The sequence below is a fragment of the Bradyrhizobium sp. 141 genome, from assembly GCF_023074055.1.
Lineage (GTDB): Bacteria > Pseudomonadota > Alphaproteobacteria > Rhizobiales > Xanthobacteraceae > Bradyrhizobium.
Map to the genome: position 1 here is coordinate 70,420 of NZ_JADPKR010000058.1, position 19,629 is coordinate 90,048.

Annotated in this window: 19 protein-coding genes; 14 read left to right on the forward strand and 5 right to left on the reverse strand. The window is 64.6% G+C overall.

Translation table 11 applies throughout. The features are described 5' to 3' along the window. Positions 1 to 93: 93 nt before the first annotated feature. Positions 94 to 954, forward strand: coding sequence for a 23S rRNA (adenine(2030)-N(6))-methyltransferase RlmJ (rlmJ, locus tag IVA81_RS17080; RefSeq protein ID WP_247320073.1), 861 nt, complete (start codon positions 94 to 96; stop codon positions 952 to 954). A gap of 253 nt (positions 955 to 1,207) precedes the next feature. Then, complete coding sequence (locus tag IVA81_RS17085) at positions 1,208 to 1,423, forward strand: cold-shock protein (protein WP_063986700.1); 216 nt, start codon at positions 1,208 to 1,210, stop codon at positions 1,421 to 1,423. A 96-nt stretch (positions 1,424 to 1,519) separates the two neighbouring features. Here IVA81_RS17085 and IVA81_RS17090 read toward each other — a convergent pair whose 3' ends face one another. Next, complete coding sequence (locus IVA81_RS17090; RefSeq protein ID WP_247320074.1) at positions 1,520 to 2,143, reverse strand: outer membrane protein; 624 nt, start codon at positions 2,141 to 2,143, stop codon at positions 1,520 to 1,522. Between the two features lie 249 nt (positions 2,144 to 2,392). Here IVA81_RS17090 and uvrC point away from each other — a divergent pair, with 249 nt between their 5' ends. The 7 genes from uvrC (at position 2,393) to IVA81_RS17125 (ending at position 8,673) form a co-directional block, all read left to right on the forward strand. Then, the gene (gene uvrC, locus IVA81_RS17095) at positions 2,393 to 4,447 is read left to right on the forward strand and encodes an excinuclease ABC subunit UvrC (RefSeq protein WP_247320075.1); all 2,055 of its coding nucleotides are present in this window, start codon (positions 2,393 to 2,395) and stop codon (positions 4,445 to 4,447) included. Positions 4,448 to 4,555: 108 nt separating this feature from the next. Further along, positions 4,556 to 5,173: a CDP-diacylglycerol--glycerol-3-phosphate 3-phosphatidyltransferase gene (gene pgsA / locus IVA81_RS17100; protein ID WP_025033832.1), complete on the forward strand. Its 618-nt coding sequence runs from the start codon at positions 4,556 to 4,558 to the stop codon at positions 5,171 to 5,173. Then, positions 5,170 to 5,421 (forward strand): molybdopterin converting factor subunit 1, encoded by a 252-nt coding sequence (gene moaD / locus IVA81_RS17105; RefSeq protein WP_247320076.1) that lies wholly within the window; start codon positions 5,170 to 5,172, stop codon positions 5,419 to 5,421. Before pgsA ends, moaD begins: the two co-directional genes overlap by 4 nt. Before the next feature lie 3 nt (positions 5,422 to 5,424). Continuing rightward, a complete protein-coding gene (locus tag IVA81_RS17110; RefSeq protein ID WP_247320077.1) occupies positions 5,425 to 5,904 on the forward strand; it encodes a molybdenum cofactor biosynthesis protein MoaE in 480 nt (159 codons plus the stop codon). Beyond that, positions 5,904 to 6,863: a 50S ribosomal protein L3 N(5)-glutamine methyltransferase gene (prmB, locus tag IVA81_RS17115; protein WP_247320082.1), complete on the forward strand. Its 960-nt coding sequence runs from the start codon at positions 5,904 to 5,906 to the stop codon at positions 6,861 to 6,863. The genes IVA81_RS17110 and prmB overlap by 1 nt, the downstream gene beginning before the upstream one ends. A 91-nt stretch (positions 6,864 to 6,954) precedes the next feature. Beyond that, the gene (locus IVA81_RS17120; RefSeq protein WP_247320084.1) at positions 6,955 to 7,542 is read left to right on the forward strand and encodes a phage holin family protein; all 588 of its coding nucleotides are present in this window, start codon (positions 6,955 to 6,957) and stop codon (positions 7,540 to 7,542) included. Continuing rightward, positions 7,543 to 8,673, forward strand: a complete 1,131-nt coding sequence (locus tag IVA81_RS17125) for a YihY/virulence factor BrkB family protein (RefSeq protein ID WP_247320086.1) — start codon at positions 7,543 to 7,545, stop codon at positions 8,671 to 8,673. 44 nt (positions 8,674 to 8,717) lie between these two features. Here the strand turns inward: IVA81_RS17125 and IVA81_RS17130 are convergent, their stop codons facing one another. Then, positions 8,718 to 9,557: a class I SAM-dependent methyltransferase gene (locus IVA81_RS17130; RefSeq protein WP_247320088.1), complete on the reverse strand. Its 840-nt coding sequence runs from the start codon at positions 9,555 to 9,557 to the stop codon at positions 8,718 to 8,720. A gap of 122 nt (positions 9,558 to 9,679) precedes the next feature. On the opposite strand from IVA81_RS17130, the gene IVA81_RS17135 reads away from it, so the two are divergent. The 3 genes from IVA81_RS17135 (at position 9,680) to IVA81_RS17145 (ending at position 13,749) form a co-directional block, all read left to right on the forward strand. After that, positions 9,680 to 11,230 carry a winged helix-turn-helix domain-containing protein gene (locus IVA81_RS17135; protein WP_247320090.1) on the forward strand — a complete coding sequence of 517 codons (1,551 nt, stop codon included), beginning with the start codon at positions 9,680 to 9,682 and terminating at the stop codon, positions 11,228 to 11,230. 143 nt (positions 11,231 to 11,373) lie between these two features. Beyond that, the gene (locus IVA81_RS17140) at positions 11,374 to 12,879 is read left to right on the forward strand and encodes an EAL domain-containing protein (RefSeq protein ID WP_247320092.1); all 1,506 of its coding nucleotides are present in this window, start codon (positions 11,374 to 11,376) and stop codon (positions 12,877 to 12,879) included. Between the two features lie 15 nt (positions 12,880 to 12,894). Next, positions 12,895 to 13,749, forward strand: coding sequence for a TIGR01459 family HAD-type hydrolase (locus IVA81_RS17145; protein ID WP_247320094.1), 855 nt, complete (start codon positions 12,895 to 12,897; stop codon positions 13,747 to 13,749). Positions 13,750 to 13,963: 214 nt separating this feature from the next. Here IVA81_RS17145 and IVA81_RS17150 read toward each other — a convergent pair whose 3' ends face one another. After that, entirely contained in the window at positions 13,964 to 14,359 is a 396-nt protein-coding gene (locus tag IVA81_RS17150; RefSeq protein ID WP_008567674.1) for a response regulator, read from the reverse strand. Between the two features lie 228 nt (positions 14,360 to 14,587). Here IVA81_RS17150 and IVA81_RS17155 point away from each other — a divergent pair, with 228 nt between their 5' ends. After that, positions 14,588 to 15,559 (forward strand): bifunctional riboflavin kinase/FAD synthetase, encoded by a 972-nt coding sequence (locus IVA81_RS17155; protein WP_247320096.1) that lies wholly within the window; start codon positions 14,588 to 14,590, stop codon positions 15,557 to 15,559. Positions 15,560 to 15,568: 9 nt separating this feature from the next. Here IVA81_RS17155 and IVA81_RS17160 read toward each other — a convergent pair whose 3' ends face one another. Together IVA81_RS17160 and IVA81_RS17165 are read right to left on the reverse strand one after the other, a co-directional pair. Continuing rightward, positions 15,569 to 15,940: an RES family NAD+ phosphorylase gene (locus tag IVA81_RS17160; protein ID WP_247320099.1), complete on the reverse strand. Its 372-nt coding sequence runs from the start codon at positions 15,938 to 15,940 to the stop codon at positions 15,569 to 15,571. Positions 15,941 to 16,017: 77 nt separating this feature from the next. Beyond that, positions 16,018 to 16,365, reverse strand: coding sequence for an MbcA/ParS/Xre antitoxin family protein (locus tag IVA81_RS17165; RefSeq protein ID WP_247320101.1), 348 nt, complete (start codon positions 16,363 to 16,365; stop codon positions 16,018 to 16,020). Positions 16,366 to 16,618: 253 nt separating this feature from the next. Between IVA81_RS17165 and ileS the strand changes: the two genes are divergently transcribed. Beyond that, a complete protein-coding gene (gene ileS / locus IVA81_RS17170) occupies positions 16,619 to 19,627 on the forward strand; it encodes an isoleucine--tRNA ligase (RefSeq protein WP_247320104.1) in 3,009 nt (1,002 codons plus the stop codon). Positions 19,628 to 19,629: the final 2 nt, after the last annotated feature.

Sequence of the window (19,629 nt, forward strand, 5' to 3'; positions counted from 1 at the left end):
CGCATCACGAAGGACGTGGATGCCCGGGACAAGCCCGGGCATGACGAGTAGAAGATGCTGCGCATTCTCTCCCGTGAGCCGTAGATCTTCGCCATGAATTACCGTCACGCCTTCCATGCCGGCAGCTTCGCCGATGTCATCAAGCACATCGTGCTGGCGCGCATCATCACGTATCTGCAGGACAAGCCGGGGGCGTTCCGCGTCATCGACACCCATGCCGGGGCCGGCCTCTACGATCTCGACAGCGACGAGGCGCGCCGGAGCGGTGAATGGCTGACCGGCATCGCGCGGCTGATGCAGGCCCGCCTGTCGAACGAGAGCGCGGCGCTGACCAAGCCCTATCTCGACATCGTCCGCGCCTTCAATCCGAAGGGTGAGCTCAAGGCCTATCCGGGCTCCCCGTTGATCGCGCGCGGCCTGCTCAGGCCGCAGGACCGACTCGTCGCCTGCGAGCTCGAGCCGAAGGCGCGAAAAGCACTGATCGGTGTGCTGCGCCGCGACGAACAGGCCCGCGTGGTCGACCTCGACGGCTGGGTGGCGCTGCCGGCCTTCGTGCCGCCAAAGGAGCGGCGCGGCCTCGTGCTGATTGATCCGCCCTTCGAGGCAAAGGACGAGTTCGAACGGCTTGGTGAAGCCTTCTCGACGGCCTTCGCGAAATGGCCGACCGGCATCTATGTCATTTGGTATCCGGCCAAGAACCGGCGTGCCACCGACACGCTGGCCGAAACGGTGGCGCGGCTCGCAGCTGCAGCAAAACCTCCGGGAAAGTGTCTGCGCCTCGAGTTCAGTGTCGCGCCCCAGCTCGATGGCGGGGCTCTCGCCTCCACCGGACTCCTGATCGTCAATCCGCCCTACACGCTGCAGAGCGAACTCAAGACGATTCTGCCGGAGCTGGAAATGCCGCTCGGCCAGGGCGGCGCTGCCAGATTCCGATTGGAGGTCCCGAGGCCGTAACACTCCGGCATTCTTGGGAAAAATATGCAGGAGCGGTAGTCAATCTGCAGAGAACCGTATTATGCTGTTTCCGTGACTGGCTTTACGTTCCGCTTCCGCGAATGGTTGCGGCGGAGTGAAGGCCTAAGAAAGATCCGGCCGGACCATTGAGGTCCGCCCAAGGATGGCCAGCTCTCCCGGGCTTCGTAACGCCCGGTCATGTCGTGACGTGAGTCTGCGTCGCGGCGGAGGAGCAATGAGGGGGAGTTTCCCGATGGCCATGACGGGAACGGTTAAGTTTTTCAACGGCGAACGCGGCTACGGTTTCATCAAGCCTGACGACGGCGGCCGCGACGTCTTCGTGCACATTACTGCTGTGGAGCGGGCCGGACTGAAGGACCTTGCGGAAGGACAGCGTATTACTTTCGAAGTCGAACCGGACAAGAAGGGGAAGGGGCCGAAGGCGGTCAATCTGGTCATCGTCTCCTAGCGGGCCTGACGAGCAACATTCGGCGCAACATCTGACGCAAAAAATCCCGGCCGCGAGCGGCCGGGAGTTGTTGTCCGGTATTTTCTTCTTCAGCTATCAGAAGCGATAGTTCACGCCTGCGCGCACAACGCTGGCGCTATAGCCGTTTGACACGCCCGTAATTGCGAACTGACTGGTCGATAGATCGATGTAGAGATATTCGAGCTTGGCGCTCCAGTTCGGCGCAAGGCCGACTTCCGCGCCGGCGCCGATGGTCCAACCGGCGGTGGTGTGCGATTCCGTCCAACCGAAGGTCTGCGCGCGCAGCTCGCCGAAGGCGAGGCCGGCGGTGCCGTAGAACAGCACGTTGTTGAAGGCGTAGCCGGCGCGGCCGCGCAGGGTGCCGAACCAGGGATTGGAGAATTTCCACGGCGCGAAAGTGTCGTCGGCACCGGCGGCCTGGACGTCGCCTTCGACGCCGAACACAAACGGACCGTTCTGGAAGTTGTAGCCGGCCTGCACGCCGCCGACGAAGCCGGACGGCTTTGAGGGATTGTTGTCGACCGAGCCCCATTCATAGCCGATGTTGCCGCCGAGATAGGGACCGGCCCAGCTATACGCATTGAGCGGCTGGTTGACCGTATAGGGCGCTCGCTGCCCGTAATTGAGATCGGCGGCCTCTGCCGAAGCTGTCCAGCCGGCTGCAACCAACGCGGCCGCGCCCACAACGAGCCTCTTCATCACACACTCCAACGCAACTGTTGCAACCGGTGCGATGCCCGCGCCGCCGCGCGAGGCAAACCGCATGGTTACGGAACCACGACCTTTTCGCGTAAGATTTATCGAGAGTTTTAAGTTAAAGGCCTGTTAAGCCGGGTTACCGCGCTGTTAACAGGCTTAAGCAAGGGTTACCGGGAACTGGGTCGCGATCCTGTGCGTGCCGCGCGGCCGGAACTTCAAATCGGCACCCCCAGCGCCTAAATTCGCTCCATGGTTCACGATTCCACCGACAATCCGGACGACCGCGCGCGCAAACCCGTGCGTGGTGCCGCGCCGGACGTTCCAGCCGAGACGCCTCCGGACCTCGATCCCGCCACCAGCGGCGGCGACGACGAGGACGATGCGCGGCTGCCTGATATCCTGGAAGAGAGCGGCGCTGTCGGCGAAGGCCCGCTGGCGAGCGGTCACGAGGCAATCGAACACGCGGTCCGCCTCGCCCCCACCTCGCCCGGCGTCTATCGCATGCTCAATGCGAATGCCGACGTGCTCTATGTCGGCAAAGCCAAGAACGTCAAAAAGCGCCTCTCCAACTATGCGCGCCAGAATGCGCCGCAGCCGGCGCGCATCCTGCGCATGATCGCCGCCACGGTGACCGTGGAAATCGTCTCGACCAATACCGAGACCGAAGCGCTGCTGCTGGAAGCCAACCTCATCAAGCAGCTTCGGCCGCGCTTCAACGTGCAGCTGCGCGACGACAAATCGTTTCCCTATATCCTGATCACCGGCGACCATTGGGCGCCGCAGATCCTGAAACATCGCGGCGCGCAGAGCCGGCCCGGACGCTATTTCGGTCCGTTCGCCTCCGCCGGCGCGGTCAACCGCACCATCACGGCCTTGCAGCGCGCGTTCCTGATCCGCTCCTGCACCGATTCCTTCTTCGAGAGCCGCACCCGGCCTTGCCTGCTCTACCAGATCCGCCGATGCGCCGGCCCCTGCACCCGCGAGATCGACTTCCCCGGCTATACGACGCTGGTGCGCGAGGCGAGCGACTTCCTGTCCGGCAAAAGCCATGCGGTGAAGCAGGAGCTTGCCGGCGAGATGGAGAAGGCGGCGGGTGAGCTCGAGTTCGAGCGCGCCGCGCTCTACCGCGACCGCCTCGCCGCGCTGTCGGCGATCCAGTCGCAGCAGGGCATCAACCCGCGCACGGTCGAGGAAGCCGACGTGTTCGCCATCCACCAGGAGGGCGGCTTCTCCTGCGTCGAGGTGTTCTTCTTCCGCACCGGCCAGAACTGGGGCAACCGCGCCTATTTTCCGCGCGCGGAAAAGTCGTTCACCCCGGAAGAGGTGCTCGGTTCCTTTCTCGCCCAGTTCTACGACGACAAGCCGCCGCCGAGGAACATCCTGCTCTCGCACGAGATCGAGGAGAGCGAGCTGCTCGCCAATGCGCTCTCGATCAAGGCCGGCCACAAGGTCGAAGTCACCGCGCCCAAGCGCGGCGAGAAAAAGGAACTGGTCGCCCACGCGCTGACCAATGCGCGCGAGGCGCTCGGCCGCAAGCTCGCCGATACCGCCACGCAAAGCCGCCTGCTCGACGCCATAGCCGCAACGCTGAGCCTGCCGCATTCGCCCAAGCGCATCGAAGTCTACGACAACAGCCACATTCAGGGCACCAATGCGGTCGGCGCCATGATCGTCGCCGGCCCTGATGGTTTCGTGAAGAACCAGTACCGCAAGTTCAACATCAAGTCGGAAGGGATCACGCCCGGCGACGACTTCGCCATGATGCGCGAGGTCCTCGAGCGGCGCTTCAAACGCCTGATCAATCCGCCCGAGGAGGGCACGGTCAAGGCGAAGGACGACGATTTCCCGCAATGGCCCGATCTCGTCATTATCGACGGCGGCCGCGGCCAGCTCAACGCCGTCCGTGAGATCTTCGCAAATCTCGGCCTGACCCAGGTGTCGCTGATGTCGGTCGCCAAGGGACCGGACCGGGATGCCGGCCGCGAGACCCTGTTCATGCCCGAACGCGAGGCCATCAAGCTGGAGCCGCGCGACCCCGTGCTCTATTTCATCCAGCGTTTGCGCGACGAAGCTCACCGCTTCGTCATCGGTTCGCACCGCAAGCTGCGCAAGAAGGACATCCGCGAGGCCGGTTTGCAGGAGATTCCGGGCATTGGCCCGTCACGCAAACGTGCCTTGCTGCATCATTTCGGGACCCTGAAGGAGATCGAACGCGCCTCGATCGCCGATCTGGGCAAGGTTCCGGGGGTGAGCGCCGAGAGCGCTCGCAGGATTTTCGAGTATTTCCATCCCCAGGCGGGATGAACTAAAGGGGCCAAAAAAGAGCTAGGGGTCATATGGTCGTCGCATCCCGCACCCCATCTGTGGAGCGGAACGGTTGACCTTCAGGCCGCAGCGGTATTGGTAGGACGGATGAACATCGCCACGACACGAGGGACGACCAGCCGCGCGATGTCCCTCCCGAACATCCTGACCTATGGCCGGATCGCCGCGATCCCGGTCGTGGTCGGGTGTATCTATGCGCAGTCGATTCTGGATCAGCCGCTGTGGCTGCGCTGGGTGGCGGTGGCCATCTTCATCGGCGCCGCGGTGACCGACTACCTCGACGGCTATTATGCGCGGATCTGGAATCAGCAATCGGCGTTCGGCCGGATGCTCGATCCGATCGCCGACAAACTGCTGGTCGCCTCCTGCCTGCTGATGCTGGCCGCCGACGGCATCATCCATGGCTGGTCGCTGTGGGCCGCCATCGTGATCCTGTGCCGCGAGATCCTGGTCTCGGGCCTGCGCGAATATCTTGCCGCGCTCCGCGTCAGCGTGCCCGTGACCAAGCTTGCCAAGTGGAAGACCACGGTCCAGCTCGTTGCGATCGGCTTTCTACTCGCTGGCCCGGCCGGCGACGAGGTGGTGCCCGTCGTCTCGATGATAGGATTGGCGCTGCTGTGGGCCTCGGCGATCGTGACCATCTACACTGGCTACGACTATTTCCGCGCCGGCATCCATCACCTCATCAAGGAGGATGAGGGATGAAGGTGAAGTATTTCGCCTGGGTGCGCGAACGCGTCGGTAAGGCGGAGGAGACCATCGAGCCGCCTGCGACCGTGCACACCGTTGCGGAGCTGATCGCCTGGCTGTCCAGCCGAAGCGAGGCCTACGCCTACGCGTTCGAGAAGCCGAAGGTGATCCGCGCCGCGATCGACCGCGCCCATGTCAAATCGGACGCGACGATCACCGGCGCTCGCGAAATCGCGTTCTTCCCGCCGATGACCGGCGGCTAGACCATGGCCTCCCCTGTCACCTGCTCCGTCACGATTCGTATCCAGGAGGACGATTTCGATATCGCCCGCGAAATCGCGCTCCTGACCAAGAGCCGCACCGACATCGGGGCCGTCGTGAGCTTTTCCGGCATCTGCCGAGCCGACGAGGACAGCGCGAACATCGCCGCGCTGACGCTGGAACATTACCCTGATATGGCCGAGGAAGAGATCAGGCGTCACGTCGACGAGGCGATCTCGCGCTGGCCGTTGAACGGTGTCACGGTCATCCACCGCGTCGGCCGCTTCATGCCGGGCGACAACATCGTGCTGGTGCTGACCGCATCGCAGCATCGCCAGGCCGCCTTCCTAGCGGCCGAGTTCCTGATGGATTACCTCAAGACCAGCGCGCCGTTCTGGAAGAAGGAAGAAAGCGAAGCCGGCACCGGCTGGGTCGAGGCCCAGGCCCGCGACGACGAAGCCGCCGCACGCTGGACCCGATCCTGATGGCAAAAGCATCCAAAAAGACCGTGCGCGGCCGCGCCGCGCCAAAACCTGCCAAGGTCGGTCCGGGCGAGCTTCTCACGCTGGCCGATTTCGTCCGCTATGGGGTGAGCCGCTTTGTCGAAGCCGAGCTCGCCTTTGCCCATGGCACGACCGATCCGGTTGCCGAAGCAGCCTTTCTGGTCAGCGAGGCGCTGCATCTCAATCCCGAACAGTTCGAGATGTTCGCCAACGCGCGCGTCACGGCCGCGGAGGGCAAGACCGTCCTCGATCTCATCCATCAGCGCGTCACCACGCGCAAACCGGCCGCCTATCTCGTCAACAAGATCTACATGCGCGGCCTGCCCTTCTATGTCGACGAGCGTGTCATCGTTCCGCGCTCATTCATCGGCGAGCTGCTGGAGTCGCATTTCGGCGGCGAAGAAGGCGCCGGCGCGCTGATGGACGATCCCACGGCTGTCGAGCGTGTGCTCGATCTCTGCACGGGATCGGGATGCCTTGCCATTCTCGCCGCGCATCATTTTCCGAACGCCGCCGTCGATGCCGTCGACATCTCCAAGGGCGCGTTCGAGGTCGCCACACGAAACGTCGGCGAATACGGGCTCGAGGACCGGATCAGCCTGTATCGCGGCGACCTGTTCGCGCCGCTCGGCGACAACAGATACGACCTGATCATCACCAACCCGCCTTACGTCGATGCCGAAGGCATGGCGGCGCTGCCGCCGGAATGCCGGGCCGAGCCGAAGCTCGCCTTCGATGGCGGCCGCGACGGTCTCGACGTGGTGCGCCGGATCCTGCGCGAGGCGCCCGATCACCTCACGCCGGATGGCGGGCTGATCTGCGAGATCGGCCGCGGCCGCGAACTGGTCGACGAGGCCTTTCCGGAACTGCCGCTGCTCTGGCTCGACACCGAGGCTTCCGAGGGCGAGGTGTTCTGGATCGCGGCCGCCGATCTCGGCTGATTCATCACGACGGATCAAGCTCCGTCGGAACAAGTCAAATATCGCCACGTTCATCCCCCGACGATTGTTCTTGCTCTTGGAGGATGTCCGCATGCTCGCGCCATCGGGCGAATTGTTGCGCGCCGGCATGGCGCTGAAGCTCAACCACCTCAAGCGCGCCGCGCAATCGTATTTGCGGGACCGCACCAGTCAGGCCACGGGACGCGCGACGTCCTACGCGGTCGCGGCTGGTCTGTTCGCGGTGGCCGGACTGTTCGTGATCGCGACCTTCTTCGTCGGCCTGATCGCCCTCTACCGCTGGGTTGCGATCAGCTACGGGCAATTCTGGGGCTTTGGTGCCGTCGCCGCCGTGCTGCTGGTGCTGGCCGCGATCTGCGCCGGCGTCGCCATGGCCATGATGAGGCGGCCGACCAAGGCGATCGTACCGCTCGCGAGCCGCATGCGCGTTGCGATCGCCACCCCGCGGATCCCGCGCGGAACGGTCAAGCAGGCGGTGAAGGAGGTCGCGACGACGATCCCGCTCGTGCCGCTCGCGCCGGGTGAGCGCGGCCATGGCAGAAAGGCCCGGCCCGTTCGCACCAACCGGCCCGTGCAGCTTGGCCTGATGCTCGCCGCGATTGGACTGGCGGGGTTCACAGCGGCGCGCCGCAGGCGTCACAGCCATAGATTGGACGCTTGAATGCTGGTGCGGCGCTCCGAGCAGATCGACTCCTGGCTGCTGGTGGCGGCAACGGCCGTCTTCGTGCTGACCGCGGAGCGCTACTTTCAGGACTCCGGCTTGGTCCCGTCGGGACCTCCCCAAGACCACCGCAAAGTCGAGGCGAATTCACCGGAAACGCATCCGGCGAGGGCGGCCGTGGAGCCCGGCCGCGGCCGTCACGCGAAGAGCCCGTTAACGATCCCCTGGGCGGGCTGGAAGGATATTTTCTGGCGCACCTATCAGCGCATCGACGAGGATCGGCTGCTGGCGACCGCAGGCGGCGTCGTGTTCTTTGGGCTGCTCGCGGTTTTCCCCGCCGTCACGGCGGTGGTCTCCTCCTACGGGCTGTTCGCCGATCCCGCGACGATCAGCGCCAATCTGCAGACGCTTGCGACGATGCTGCCCGAGGGCTCGTTCCAGATCGTCGAGGACCAGGTCGCGCGCGTGGTGTCGCATGGCAGCACGACGCTCGGGGCCACCTTCCTGCTCGGCCTGCTGCTTGCGATCTGGAGCGCCAATGCAGGCGTAAAGGCAATCTTCGACGCCCTCAACGTTGCCTATGAGGAGCGCGAGAAGCGCAGCTTCATCAGGCTCAACATGGTATCGCTGGCTTTCACGATCGGCGGCATCGTGGCGCTGCTGCTGATGGTGGGTGCCGTCGTCGCCTTCCCGCTCGCGCTCAATCATATCGGCATGGGGCCCGAAAGCAAGCTGATCGTGGCGCTGGCGCGATGGCCGCTGCTGTTCCTCATCCTGCTTGTGGCGCTGGCGATCCTGTACCGCTTCGCGCCCAGTCGCGACGCGCCGCGCTGGCAATGGCTCAGCCTCGGCGCGGTAACCGCCGCCCTTCTCTGGATCGCCGGCTCGGCCCTCCTGTCCTGGTATCTCTCGGAATTCGCCAATTACAACGCGACCTACGGCTCGCTCGGCGCGGCGATCGGCCTGATGACATGGATGTGGATGTCGGCGATCGTCATCATGTTCGGCGCCGAGCTGAACTCTGAGATCGAGCGGCAGACCCTGCGTGATACCACCACCGGACCATCGAAGCCGCTCGGCACCCGCCAGGCCGTCTCGGCCGACACGGTAGGCGCCGCCGCGCCATCCTGATGGACAATCAGGCCGGAGTTCATCCGGCCTGAATGAGTGGCATCTCAGCGCTTGGTAATCACGGCTTGCAGATATTCGCTGTGCACGACGATCGTGCCGTCGTCGGCATGGTTGAACTCTCCCAGCAGCGCCAGCAGATCGCGCTTCAACGCCGCCTGGCCGCTCTCGTCGAGCGCGGCAAACGCCTTCAGGGTCGGACCGTAGAAGGTCCTGAAGATTTCAAGCCAGTGATCCGGCGAACGGTAGCGAAACACGAACATGCGCGGCTCGGCGACAATCTCGGCTGCCTGGTTTGCGAACATCTCCTCAAGCCGTGCCGCGGTGCCCCACATAGCCGGTGACTTCACCCCGGCCGGCGGCGGCAGATGCTTGCCGATGGTCTTGAACAGCTGACCGATGAAACCCTGCGGCGTCCAGTTGGCGAGGCCAATCTTGCCGCCGGACCGGCAGACCCGCGCGAGCTCGGACGCCGCCTTGTCCTGATCCGGCGTGAACATCACGCCGAAGGTCGAGAGCACGAAATCGTAGCTGGCGTCGGCGAACGGCAGCGCTTCGGCATCCGCCTCGCGGAACTCGACCGGAAGATGTTCGGCCGCTGCGCGCTCGCGCCCACGCTCGAGCAATGCCGGCACGTAGTCGGTAGATGTGACGTCACACCAGCGCCGTGCCGCGGCCAGCGTCGCGTTGCCGTTGCCGGCGGCGACGTCCAGCACCTTGCTGCCGGCGCGTATGTCAACTGCCTCACAGAGCTGCTCGCCGACAATCTGTAAGGTGGTTCCGACTACGGCGTAGTCGCCCGACGACCAGGCGCCGTGCTGACGCTGCTTGAGGGCGGTGAGGTCGGGCTGGGCTACGGCTGGCTTGAGCGCGGCGGCGGTCGACATGGGCAATCTCCTGCGGTTGAAAACGCCGGGACGATAAAGCGCATGCGGCCCGCTGGCCTTGAGACCAGCGTTATTTTACGCTGAGAGCACCTTGATTTCCGACGGGAGAGCCGAGGCGAAGTGTGACTTTTCAGTTTGAGGATTTCTTGCTGGATCCCGAGCGCCGCGAATTGCGCCAGGCGGACACCCTTATTGCGCTCGAGCCCCAAGTGTTCGATCTCCTGACCTACCTTGTCCGCAACCGCGAACGCGTGGTGACGCGGGACAACCTGCTCGATGCGGTCTGGAACGGCCGTGTCGTCTCGGAATCGACACTGACCAGCCGGATCAATGCAGCGCGCCGCGCTGTCAACGACAATGGCGACGAACAGCGGCTGATCCGGACCATCGCGCGCAAGGGCGTGCGGTTCGTCGGCGTGGTGACAGAGCCGGCCGGCACGGCGGCGCCCGCAAAGGCTGGCAAACCATCGGCTGAATTAGCGCTGCCCGATCGTCCCGCGATCGCGGTGCTGCCCTTCACCAACATGAGCGGAGAGGCCGAGCAGGACTATTTCTCCGACGGCATTAGCGAAGACATCATCACCGCGCTGTCGAAGCTGCGCTGGTTCTTCGTGATCGCGCGCAACTCCTCCTTCATCTATAAGGGCCGCCCGGTTCATTTGCGGCAGATCGCGGAAGAACTCGGCGTGCGCTACGTCGTCGAGGGCAGCGTCCGCAAGGATGGCGAGCGCGTCCGCATTACGGCGCAACTCAACGACGTCGCCACGGGCAGTCATCTCTGGGCTGAACGTTACGACCGCGAGCTCGCCGACGTCTTCGCCGTCCAGGACGAGATTACCGAGGCGATCGTTGCCGCAATCGAGCCGCAGCTCTATGCTGCCGAGAGCTTTCGCGCCCAGCGCAAACCGCCTGATAGCATGGACGCCTGGGATCTCGTAATGCGTGCGCTGTCTCATTACTGGCGAGTGACACGGCAGGATCATGTCGTGGCGCAGGCCCTGCTCGAAAAGGCCATCGCGCTCGATCCGACCTACGGCAAGGCGCTAGGGCTACTCGGCACCAGCTACATGTTCACAGCGCATATGGGCTGGATGGAGATGGCGACCGCCATCCCATTGGCCGAGCGCGCCGCACATGCCGCGATCCGCGCCGACGACGGCGACGCCTGGGCTCACAACGCGCTCGGCCACGTCGACCTGTTCGCGCGCCGGTTCGATGACTCGCTGGCCGGATTTGAAACCGCGCTGCGGCTCAATCCGAATTTCGCGATGGCACAAGGCTATTATGGCCTGGCACTGGGCTATTGCGGCCGCTGGCGTGACGCCGATGAGGCCGCACGGCGGGCGATCCGCCTCAGCCCGCGCGATCCCTATGCGCCGGTCTATTACGGCATCGCCGCCTACGCCCGCTTCCTCGGTGAGGACTACGCCGAAGCGATCCGGCTGGCGCAGGAGTCGCTGCGCCAGCGCAGCGACTTCGTCGGCGGACACCGGGTGCTGACGGCTGCAGCCGGCATGGGCGGACACACCGAGATTGCCCGCACCGCGCTGCAGGAACTTCGCCGCGCCCAGCCGAACGTCAGTCTGGCCTGGATCGCCAAGTTCATGCCGATTAAACTTGCGGCCGACCGCGAACGCTACCTCGAAGGCTTTCGCCGCGCTGGGCTGACTTGACGGCCGACCAGGCCCGCTATCCCCTCGAATCAACAATGATGTTAAGGTCATGCGGCTTGGGGGAGCATGAGGCGTGACGGGATCGCACAGCGACCCGTGTTTTCCCGGGTGAGGCATTCAGCTCTTGAGGCGTAACGCGCGGCATGATTCGCATTTCGACGATCTTCATCGCCTTCTGCATGGTTCTGGTCGCGGCCTCGCTCGGGCTTGTGCTTTACGCCGTCGCCGGCATCAGCGGAACCGAATCCGCGATCGTGGCGCTGACGGCGCTGACCTTCCTGATCCTTTACAACGCGGTGTCGATGCGGCTGCGCGACCGCAGCGACGTCGGCGGCCAGATCGCCGATCTGTCGCGCGGCACTGCCGATCTCGCCCGCCAGGTGGCCGAGTTCGGCCGCCGGTTAGCTGCGGTCGAGGGACGCATCGCCTCGTCCAATTCGACCAACTCCGACCGCATCCAGTCGGTGGTCGGCGAGATCAACGAGCTCGGCGGGTTGGTTCGGCAGCTCGCGACCACCGTGTCGGCCCATGAGGACTTGCTGGCCGGCGGCGCGCCGACGCCGGCTCCCGCCCCGGCGGCCTGGTCCGAGCCGGAGCCGCCGATCGATCTGGTTGCGCCGTTCGAAGAGCGGCCGGCTGCCCCTCCCCCGCTTCCCGCAGCACCTCCGCCTCCGCTGGCGCAGCCGCGGCCGGCGCCGTCGGCCCAGACCCAGACCACCAACCCGATTCAGACCGCCTCCGGGCGCAACCAGACTCAACTGCTGGCGACGATGCGCAACGCCATCGACGAGAACCGCATCGACATCTTCCTCCAGCCGATGGTGACGTTGCCGCAGCGCAAGGTGCGGTTCTACGAAGCGGTGACGCGCCTGCGCGATGAGCGCGACCAGCTGATCGCGGCTGAGGAGTTCATCGGTATTGCGGAGGCGTCCGGGCTAATCGGGCGCATCGACAACATGGTGATGCTGCGCTGCGTGCAGGTGCTGCGGCGCCTGATGGTGCGCAACAAGGACGTCGGCGTGTTCTGCAACGTCGCGGCTTCCACGCTCGGCAATTCCACCACCTTCGCACAATGCCTCGACTTCCTCGAAGCCAACCGGGCGCTGGCGCCCTCGCTGGTGCTGGAGTTCAAGCAATCGACATTCCGCAATCTCGGCCCGGCCGAGACCGAGAATCTCGCGGCGCTCGCCCAGCGCGGCTTCCGTTTCTCAATCGACCATGTCACGGATCTCAGGATCGAGCCGCGCGAGCTGGCCGACCGCGGGGTGCGCTTCATCAAGGTGCCGGCCACGCTGCTGCTCGACCCCAGGCAGGCCTCGGCCTCGGATATCCATCCCTCCGACCTCTCCGACCTGCTCGGCCGCTTCGGCATCGACCTGATCGCCGAAAGGATCGAAGGCGAGCGCGCGGTCGTCGACCTGCTCGACTATGACGTCCGGTTCGGCCAGGGCTTCCTGTTCGCGCCGCCCCGGCCATTGCGGCCGGAGGGGGCATCTGCTACCGGCGGGGCCGCGCCGAACCAGGCGCAGGACATTCAGGGATCCAATGGCTCTGTTCCCCCCAGCCAAGGCACGACATCTGGCGCGACGTCAACCGCAACTCCGGCACAACGCATCACCGGCAACGCGGCACTCGCGCGCCGCATCTGACCGGCCGCGCGCATCATGACCACGCTGCATTTCGCCGAAAGCCTGCGCGAGCTCGTGGGGGGCGTCGATGTCGTGCTCAGCGACATCTGGGGCGTGGTCCATAACGGCCTCGAATCCTTCCCCGAAGCCTGCGAGGCGCTGCACACCTATCGCAGCCGCGGCGGTACGGTGATCCTGATCACCAACGCACCGCGGCCGGCCGACTCCGTGCAGCGGCAATTGCGCAAGCTCGGCGTTGCCGACGAGACCTATGACGCGATCGTGTCTTCGGGTGACCTGACGCGGCTCTATGTCGCCGAGCATCCCGGCCGCAAGATGTTCTGGCTCGGCCCCGAGCGCGACAACTCGATCTATCGCGGCCTCGATGCCGTGACCGCTCCGCTGGAGGAAGCCGATTACATCGTCTGCACCGGCCTGTATGACGACGAAACCGAGACGGCGGAAGACTATCGCGGCATGATGCTGAAGGCGCGCGAGCGCAAGCTGACGCTGGTCTGCGCCAACCCCGACATCGTGGTGGAACGCGGCGACCGGCTGATCTATTGCGCCGGCGCCATCGCGGAGCTCTATCGCGAGCTCGGCGGCGAAGTGATCTTCTACGGCAAGCCGCATCGCCCGATCTACGAGCGCGCCATGGCGCTGGCCGGTGAGCGCCAGGGCCACCCGATCGACCGGAAAAAGGTGCTGGCGATCGGCGATTCCGTCCGCACCGACTTAACGGGCGCGCGCGAATTCGGCATCGACTGCCTGTTCGTGACCCGCGGCATCCATGCCGAGGAGTTCGAGGGCCTCGACCAGCTCGACCCGCCATCGGTGATGGAATTATTCGGCCACCCGCCGAAGGCGCTGATGCGCGAGTTGAAGTGGTAAGGGCCTCACTTCGAAACGGCGCCGATATAGACCAATGGCTAAGTGCTAGACGCCGTCATGGCCGGGCTTGACCCGCCTGCGCGGCCGAAGCCGCTTCGGCGAGGCGAAGGCCCGGCCATCCACGTCTTCATGCGCATCCACAAACGTGGATGCCCGGGACAAGCCCGGGCATGACGTTCCCCATTGGAAAATTGTTTATCCGGCGAAGAACGCCTTACGCGCTCGCCATGTCCGGGAAGACCGCCTCGATCTTGGTCTTCAACGTCGCCGCATTGAACGGCTTGACGATGTAGTTGTTCACGCCGGCCTTCTTGGCCGCGATCACGTTCTCGGTCTTGGATTCCGCCGTGATCATGATGAAGGGCGTGGTGGCGAGGTTCGGATCCGCGCGCACTTCGCGCAGCAGGTCGTAACCCGTCATCGGCTCCATGTTCCAGTCGGAGATCACGAGCCCGTACTTCTTGCCGCGCATCTTGTTCAGCGCTGCCGAACCGTCGCTGGCATCGTCGATATTCTCGAAGCCAAGCTGCTTCAGCAGATTCCTGATGATACGGATCATGGTGCTGTAGTCATCCACCACCAGAACCGGCATCGACAAATCAACCGCCATCTCGACTCCCCCAACCCAAACCCAGGAATATTACGATCGGACCTGCCAGGCCGGAGCCCGGCGGTTCCACACTCAAGGACTAACACCAAGGCGTTAAACAGCGCGTTAATTGGGGACGCCCCCCAAGGACTGAAAATCGCGTTCGATGCGGCCGCCCCTCCCGCTTGACTTCATCCGGCCGGTCGCGCCACGGTCCCGGCCGGTCCCGCCGGTTCGAGAATTCCCCTGATGGCCCCGCATTTTACCGTTATCCGTGACACCACGCCGGACTCCGCCATTCCAAAGGGTGCCGTGGTCGCCATGGGCAATTTCGACGGGGTTCATCTCGGCCATCGCGCCGTGATCGCCGCAGCGCTGGAAATGGGCCGGGCGCAGGGCCGCCCCGCGCTGGCGCTGACCTTCGAGCCGCATCCGCGGCGGTTTTTCAGCCCCAACACCCCGCAATTCCGTCTGACGGACGAGCCGGCCAAGCTGCGGCTTCTGGCCGGTACCGGGCTGGCCGGCGCCGTGGTGATGACCTTCGACAAGGCGCGCGCCGGGACCAGCGCGCAAGACTTCATTCACCATGACCTGATCGGGCGCCTTGGCGTCAGCGGCATCGCGGTGGGCTACGACTTCCATTTCGGCAAAGGACGCGTCGGCTCGCCGAGCCTGCTGGTCAACGAGGCGCCCCGGCTCGGCATCGAGGTCGACGTGCAGCCGCATGTCGATATCGACGAGCGGCCGGTGTCCTCCAGCGCCATCCGGATCGCGCTCGCCGAGGGCCAACTGGATGAGGCGACCACCATGCTGGGCGCGCCCTGGTTCGTCACCGGCGAGGTCATTCACGGCGAGAAGCGCGGCCGCGATCTCGGCTATCCCACCGCCAACATCCGCCTGGATGCCAATTGCGGTCTAAAGCACGGCATCTATGCGGTGCGGGTCGGCCGTGGGCCTGAGCGGATGGACGGAGTGGCAAGCTTCGGCCGCCGCCCGACCTTTGATAATGGCACTCCGTTGCTCGAGATCTTCCTGTTCGATTTCAAAGGCGACCTTTACGGGCAGGCTCTCGACTGCGCCTTCGTCGGCTTCATCCGCGAGGAGCTGAAATTCGACAGCCTGGAGGCCCTGATCCGCCAGATGGACGACGATTCCGCCCGCGCCCGCGCCATCCTGGCCGCCGCCCCGGACGCGTTTCCGAGGCTGGGCGTGATCGATTGATCAATCGGACTAAGGGAGCAGCCGCGGATCGAATGGCGCCTGGATCACCTCGGCCACCCCAATGCGCGCCGCGTCTGGATGTGCGGGGTTCAGGAGAAAGTTGGACCCCTGCGCGCTGATCGCAGACGGCACCTGCAAGAGCACGCTCGTCGATCGATCCAGCCATCGATCCCCGATCTCACGGCTGGCCATCGTTGAGGACCGCCAATGCGAGGGCAGCTCCACCTCAACTGTCTCAGCGACCATGTCGTCAGGGATGGCGATACGTAGCAATTGATAGGTCAGCGGGATGAGATCCCGGTCTATATGGACCAGCATCTCCAACAATGCGCTCGATGGATGATCGGCGAGATAGACGATCCGCCTGCCTGCGAATGCCATCGGCCTGCGGCCCTCAGGCCGCCAATTCCGGAAAGATCGACGTAGTTGGAAATTCGCCAGAGCTCCATCTTGCGGGCTCAGGCAAAAATTCCGTGATCGATCTGCTCGAGCATTTCCCGCACGACCGAGGCGCCAAGCTCATCCTTCACTAGATCGAGCGGCCTTTGGCTCGAGAGGGAGGCATTTGGCCTGGTCAGCCAGGCTTCGGCTCTCTCCGCGTCACCGAAAACGCGGGTCGCGAGCGTGCTGATATCGAGTAGCCGGACCAGCGCCTCACGCCCCGGACCGCCCACGGCGGAAGCCATCTCAACCGAAAAGACCCGAAGACGCTGCTCAGCCTTGGAGAGCACATCATTATCGGCTCCCCCATGCCTTCGAAGCTCTTTCAGCTCTTCCAACACCTCGGCAAGCGGCGCGGCGTTCATGAAATTCTCTCCTTGCTTCAATAAATTAGCCCCTTTGAAGAAAACCGCAACTGCGCCCTGTCCAACATCTCAGCCTTTGCGCTTCCCTTGGCCCCCTGCTATGGAGAGCCCATGTTTGCGCGGCGCATCATAGGGATTAGCGGCCCGGCTTCCGCCTGAGCCTTCGGCTCGGCGCAAGACCGGGATTTTGTCGTTTCACCCCGCGATTCCGCATCGCCATTCGTTCCCGCGCCCTTCCGAGCCAGTCAACCTCATGTCCGAAAAGCCGCAAAAGTCCCAAAAGTCTGAAGCCAAAGACTATTCGATGACCCTGTTCCTGCCTCAGACGGAATTCCCGATGCGCGCCGGCCTGCCGCAGCGCGAGCCGGAGATCCTCAAGCGCTGGTACGAGATCGGCCTCTACGAGAAGCTGCGCGAGAGTGCGAAGGGCCGCGCCAAGTTCGTGCTGCATGACGGCCCGCCCTATGCCAATGGCAACATCCATATCGGCACCGCGCTGAACAAGATCCTCAAGGATCTCGTCACCAAGAGCCAGCAGATGCTCGGCTTCGATTCCAACTACGTGCCCGGCTGGGACTGCCACGGCCTGCCGATCGAATGGAAGGTCGAGGAAGAGCACTATCGCAAGAAGGGCAAGCAGAAGCCCGACTTCCGCGACAGTGGCGCGATGATCGATTTCCGCCGGGAGTGCCGCGCCTACGCCACGCATTGGCTCGGCGTGCAACGCGAGGAGTTCAAGCGCCTCGGCGTCATCGGCGACTGGGATCATCCCTACGCCACCATGAGCTATCCGGCCGAAGCCCAGATCGCGCGTGAGCTGATGAAGTTCGCCGCCAACGGCACGCTCTATCGCGGCTCCAAGCCGGTGATGTGGAGCGTGGTCGAGAAGACGGCGCTCGCCGAAGCCGAGGTGGAGTACGAGGACTACACTTCCGATACGGTTTGGGTGAAATTCCCGGTCACCTCGCCCGCGCACGGCGCGCTTGCCGCCGCAAGCGTCGTGATCTGGACCACCACGCCTTGGACCCTGCCCGGCAACCGCGCCATCTCGTTCTCGCCGAAGATCGCCTACGGCCTGTACAAGGTGACGGACGCGCCCGCCGACAATTGGGCCAAGACCGGCGATCTCCTCATCCTCGCCGACGCGCTCGCTGAAGCGGTCTTCAAGCAGGCGCGCGTGACGGCCTATGAGAAAGTCCGCGAAATCCCCGGCGACACCATGGACGCGATCGAATGCGCGCATCCGCTCAAGGGGCTTGCCGGCGGCTACGACTTCATCGTGCCGCTATTGCCCGGCGATCACGTCACCGACGACACCGGCACCGGCTTCGTGCACACCGCGCCGAGCCACGGCCGCGAGGACTTCGATGCCTGGATGGCGCAGGCGCGTGACCTCGACGCGCGCGGCATCAACACGACAATCCCCTACACCGTCGACGAGAACGGCGCCTACACCGACCATGCGCCGGGCTTTGCCGGCAAGCGTGTCATCAACGACAAGGGCGAGAAGGGCGACGCCAACGAGACCGTGATCAAGGCGCTCGTCGAACGAGACATGCTGCTCGCGCGCGGCCGGCTCAAGCATCAATATCCGCACTCCTGGCGCTCCAAGAAGCCGGTGATCTTCCGCAACACGCCGCAATGGTTCATCGCGATGGACAAGGATGTGGCGATGAGCGGCAAGACCAGGAGCGGCGACACGCTGCGCGCCCGCGCGCTGCACGCGATCTCGGTGACGCAATGGGTGCCGCCGTCGGGCGAGAACCGCATCAACGGCATGATCGAGGCGCGCCCGGACTGGGTGATCTCGCGACAGCGCGCCTGGGGCGTGCCAATCGCCGTGTTCGTGCGCGAGAAGGGCGACGGCTCCGCCGAGATCCTCCAGGACGAGGCCGTCAATACCCGTATCGGCGAGGCCTTCGAGAAGGAAGGCGCCGATGCCTGGTACGCGAACGGCGCGCGCGAACGCTTCCTTGGCGCCCGTGCCAATGAAGACTGGCAGAAGGTCGACGACATTCTCGACGTCTGGTTCGATTCCGGCTCGACCCACGCTTTCGTGCTCGAAGACCCCGTGCAGTTTCCCGGGCTCGCCGGCATCAAGCGCAAGGTCGACGGCGGCACCGACACGGTGATGTATCTCGAAGGCTCGGACCAGCATCGCGGCTGGTTCCACTCCTCGCTGCTGGAGAGCTGCGGCACCCGCGGTCGCGCGCCCTACGACGTCGTGCTGACCCACGGCTTCACCCAGGCCGAGGACGGCCGCAAGATGTCGAAGTCGCTCGGCAACACCATCGAGCCGCAGGCTGTCATCAAGGAATCCGGCGCCGACATTCTGAGACTGTGGGTTGCGTCCTGCGACTACACCGACGACCAGCGCATCGGGCCGGAGATCCTGAAGAACACCGTCGAGACCTATCGCAAGCTTCGCAACACCGTGCGCTGGATGCTCGGCACGCTGCATCATTACAAGCCGACCGAGGCGGTCGCGCCCGCCGAGATGCCGGAGCTGGAGCGCTTGATGCTGCACGAGCTCGCGGTGCGCGCCGCCGCCGTCGACAAGGCCTATCGCGAGTTCGACTTCAAGACGGTGGTCGCGATCCTGTCCGCGTTCCTGAACAGCGAGCTCTCGGCGTTCTATTTCGATATCCGCAAGGACACGCTGTATTGCGATCCGCCGTCCTCGCTGACGCGCAAGGCGGCGCTGACGACGATCGACCTGCTGTGCGCCTCGATCCTGAAATGGCTGGCGCCGATCCTCAGCTTCACCGCGGAGGAAGGCTGGCGCATGTACCGGCCCAAGGCCGAACCGTCGGTACATCTGACGCTGTTCCCGGCCGATCTCGACGGCTTGCGCGACGACAATCTCGCCGCGAAATGGGAGGCGATCCGCAACGTCCGCCGCGTCGTCACCGGCGCGCTCGAGCTCGAACGCGCCGCCAAGAACATCGGCTCGTCGTTGGAAGCATCGCCGGTGATCTATGTCGCCGACCGCGACATGCTGGCGACGCTGTTCGACGTCGATCTCGCCGAGATCTGCATCACCTCGAATTACGAGGTGCGTGAGGGCGAGGCGCCGGAAGCTGCCTTCCGTCTCGATGCGGTGCCCGGCGTTGCGGTCGTGGTGGAGAAGGCGGTCGGCACCAAATGCGCCCGCTCCTGGAAGATCTCCCCGATGGTCGGCGAGGACGCTGAATACCCTGACGTCACCCCGCGCGACGCGAAGGCGTTGCGCGAATGGAAGGCGTTGGGGGTGGCGGTCTGATC

Coding starts and splice junctions, on each gene's coding strand:
- IVA81_RS17155 (WP_247320096.1), top strand. CDS start 14,588: ATGGCCCCGCATTTTACCGTTATCCGTGACACCACGCCGGACTCCGCC.
- ileS (WP_247320104.1), top strand. CDS start 16,619: ATGTCCGAAAAGCCGCAAAAGTCCCAAAAGTCTGAAGCCAAAGACTAT.
- IVA81_RS17160 (WP_247320099.1), bottom strand. CDS start 15,940: ATGGCATTCGCAGGCAGGCGGATCGTCTATCTCGCCGATCATCCATCG.
- IVA81_RS17145 (WP_247320094.1), top strand. CDS start 12,895: ATGACCACGCTGCATTTCGCCGAAAGCCTGCGCGAGCTCGTGGGGGGC.
- IVA81_RS17165 (WP_247320101.1), bottom strand. CDS start 16,365: ATGAACGCCGCGCCGCTTGCCGAGGTGTTGGAAGAGCTGAAAGAGCTT.
- IVA81_RS17150 (WP_008567674.1), bottom strand. CDS start 14,359: ATGGCGGTTGATTTGTCGATGCCGGTTCTGGTGGTGGATGACTACAGC.
- moaD (WP_247320076.1), top strand. CDS start 5,170: ATGAAGGTGAAGTATTTCGCCTGGGTGCGCGAACGCGTCGGTAAGGCG.
- IVA81_RS17085 (WP_063986700.1), top strand. CDS start 1,208: ATGGCCATGACGGGAACGGTTAAGTTTTTCAACGGCGAACGCGGCTAC.
- IVA81_RS17125 (WP_247320086.1), top strand. CDS start 7,543: ATGCTGGTGCGGCGCTCCGAGCAGATCGACTCCTGGCTGCTGGTGGCG.
- prmB (WP_247320082.1), top strand. CDS start 5,904: ATGGCAAAAGCATCCAAAAAGACCGTGCGCGGCCGCGCCGCGCCAAAA.
- IVA81_RS17140 (WP_247320092.1), top strand. CDS start 11,374: ATGATTCGCATTTCGACGATCTTCATCGCCTTCTGCATGGTTCTGGTC.
- uvrC (WP_247320075.1), top strand. CDS start 2,393: ATGGTTCACGATTCCACCGACAATCCGGACGACCGCGCGCGCAAACCC.
- IVA81_RS17130 (WP_247320088.1), bottom strand. CDS start 9,557: ATGTCGACCGCCGCCGCGCTCAAGCCAGCCGTAGCCCAGCCCGACCTC.
- pgsA (WP_025033832.1), top strand. CDS start 4,556: ATGAACATCGCCACGACACGAGGGACGACCAGCCGCGCGATGTCCCTC.
- IVA81_RS17110 (WP_247320077.1), top strand. CDS start 5,425: ATGGCCTCCCCTGTCACCTGCTCCGTCACGATTCGTATCCAGGAGGAC.
- rlmJ (WP_247320073.1), top strand. CDS start 94: ATGAATTACCGTCACGCCTTCCATGCCGGCAGCTTCGCCGATGTCATC.
- IVA81_RS17120 (WP_247320084.1), top strand. CDS start 6,955: ATGCTCGCGCCATCGGGCGAATTGTTGCGCGCCGGCATGGCGCTGAAG.
- IVA81_RS17090 (WP_247320074.1), bottom strand. CDS start 2,143: ATGAAGAGGCTCGTTGTGGGCGCGGCCGCGTTGGTTGCAGCCGGCTGG.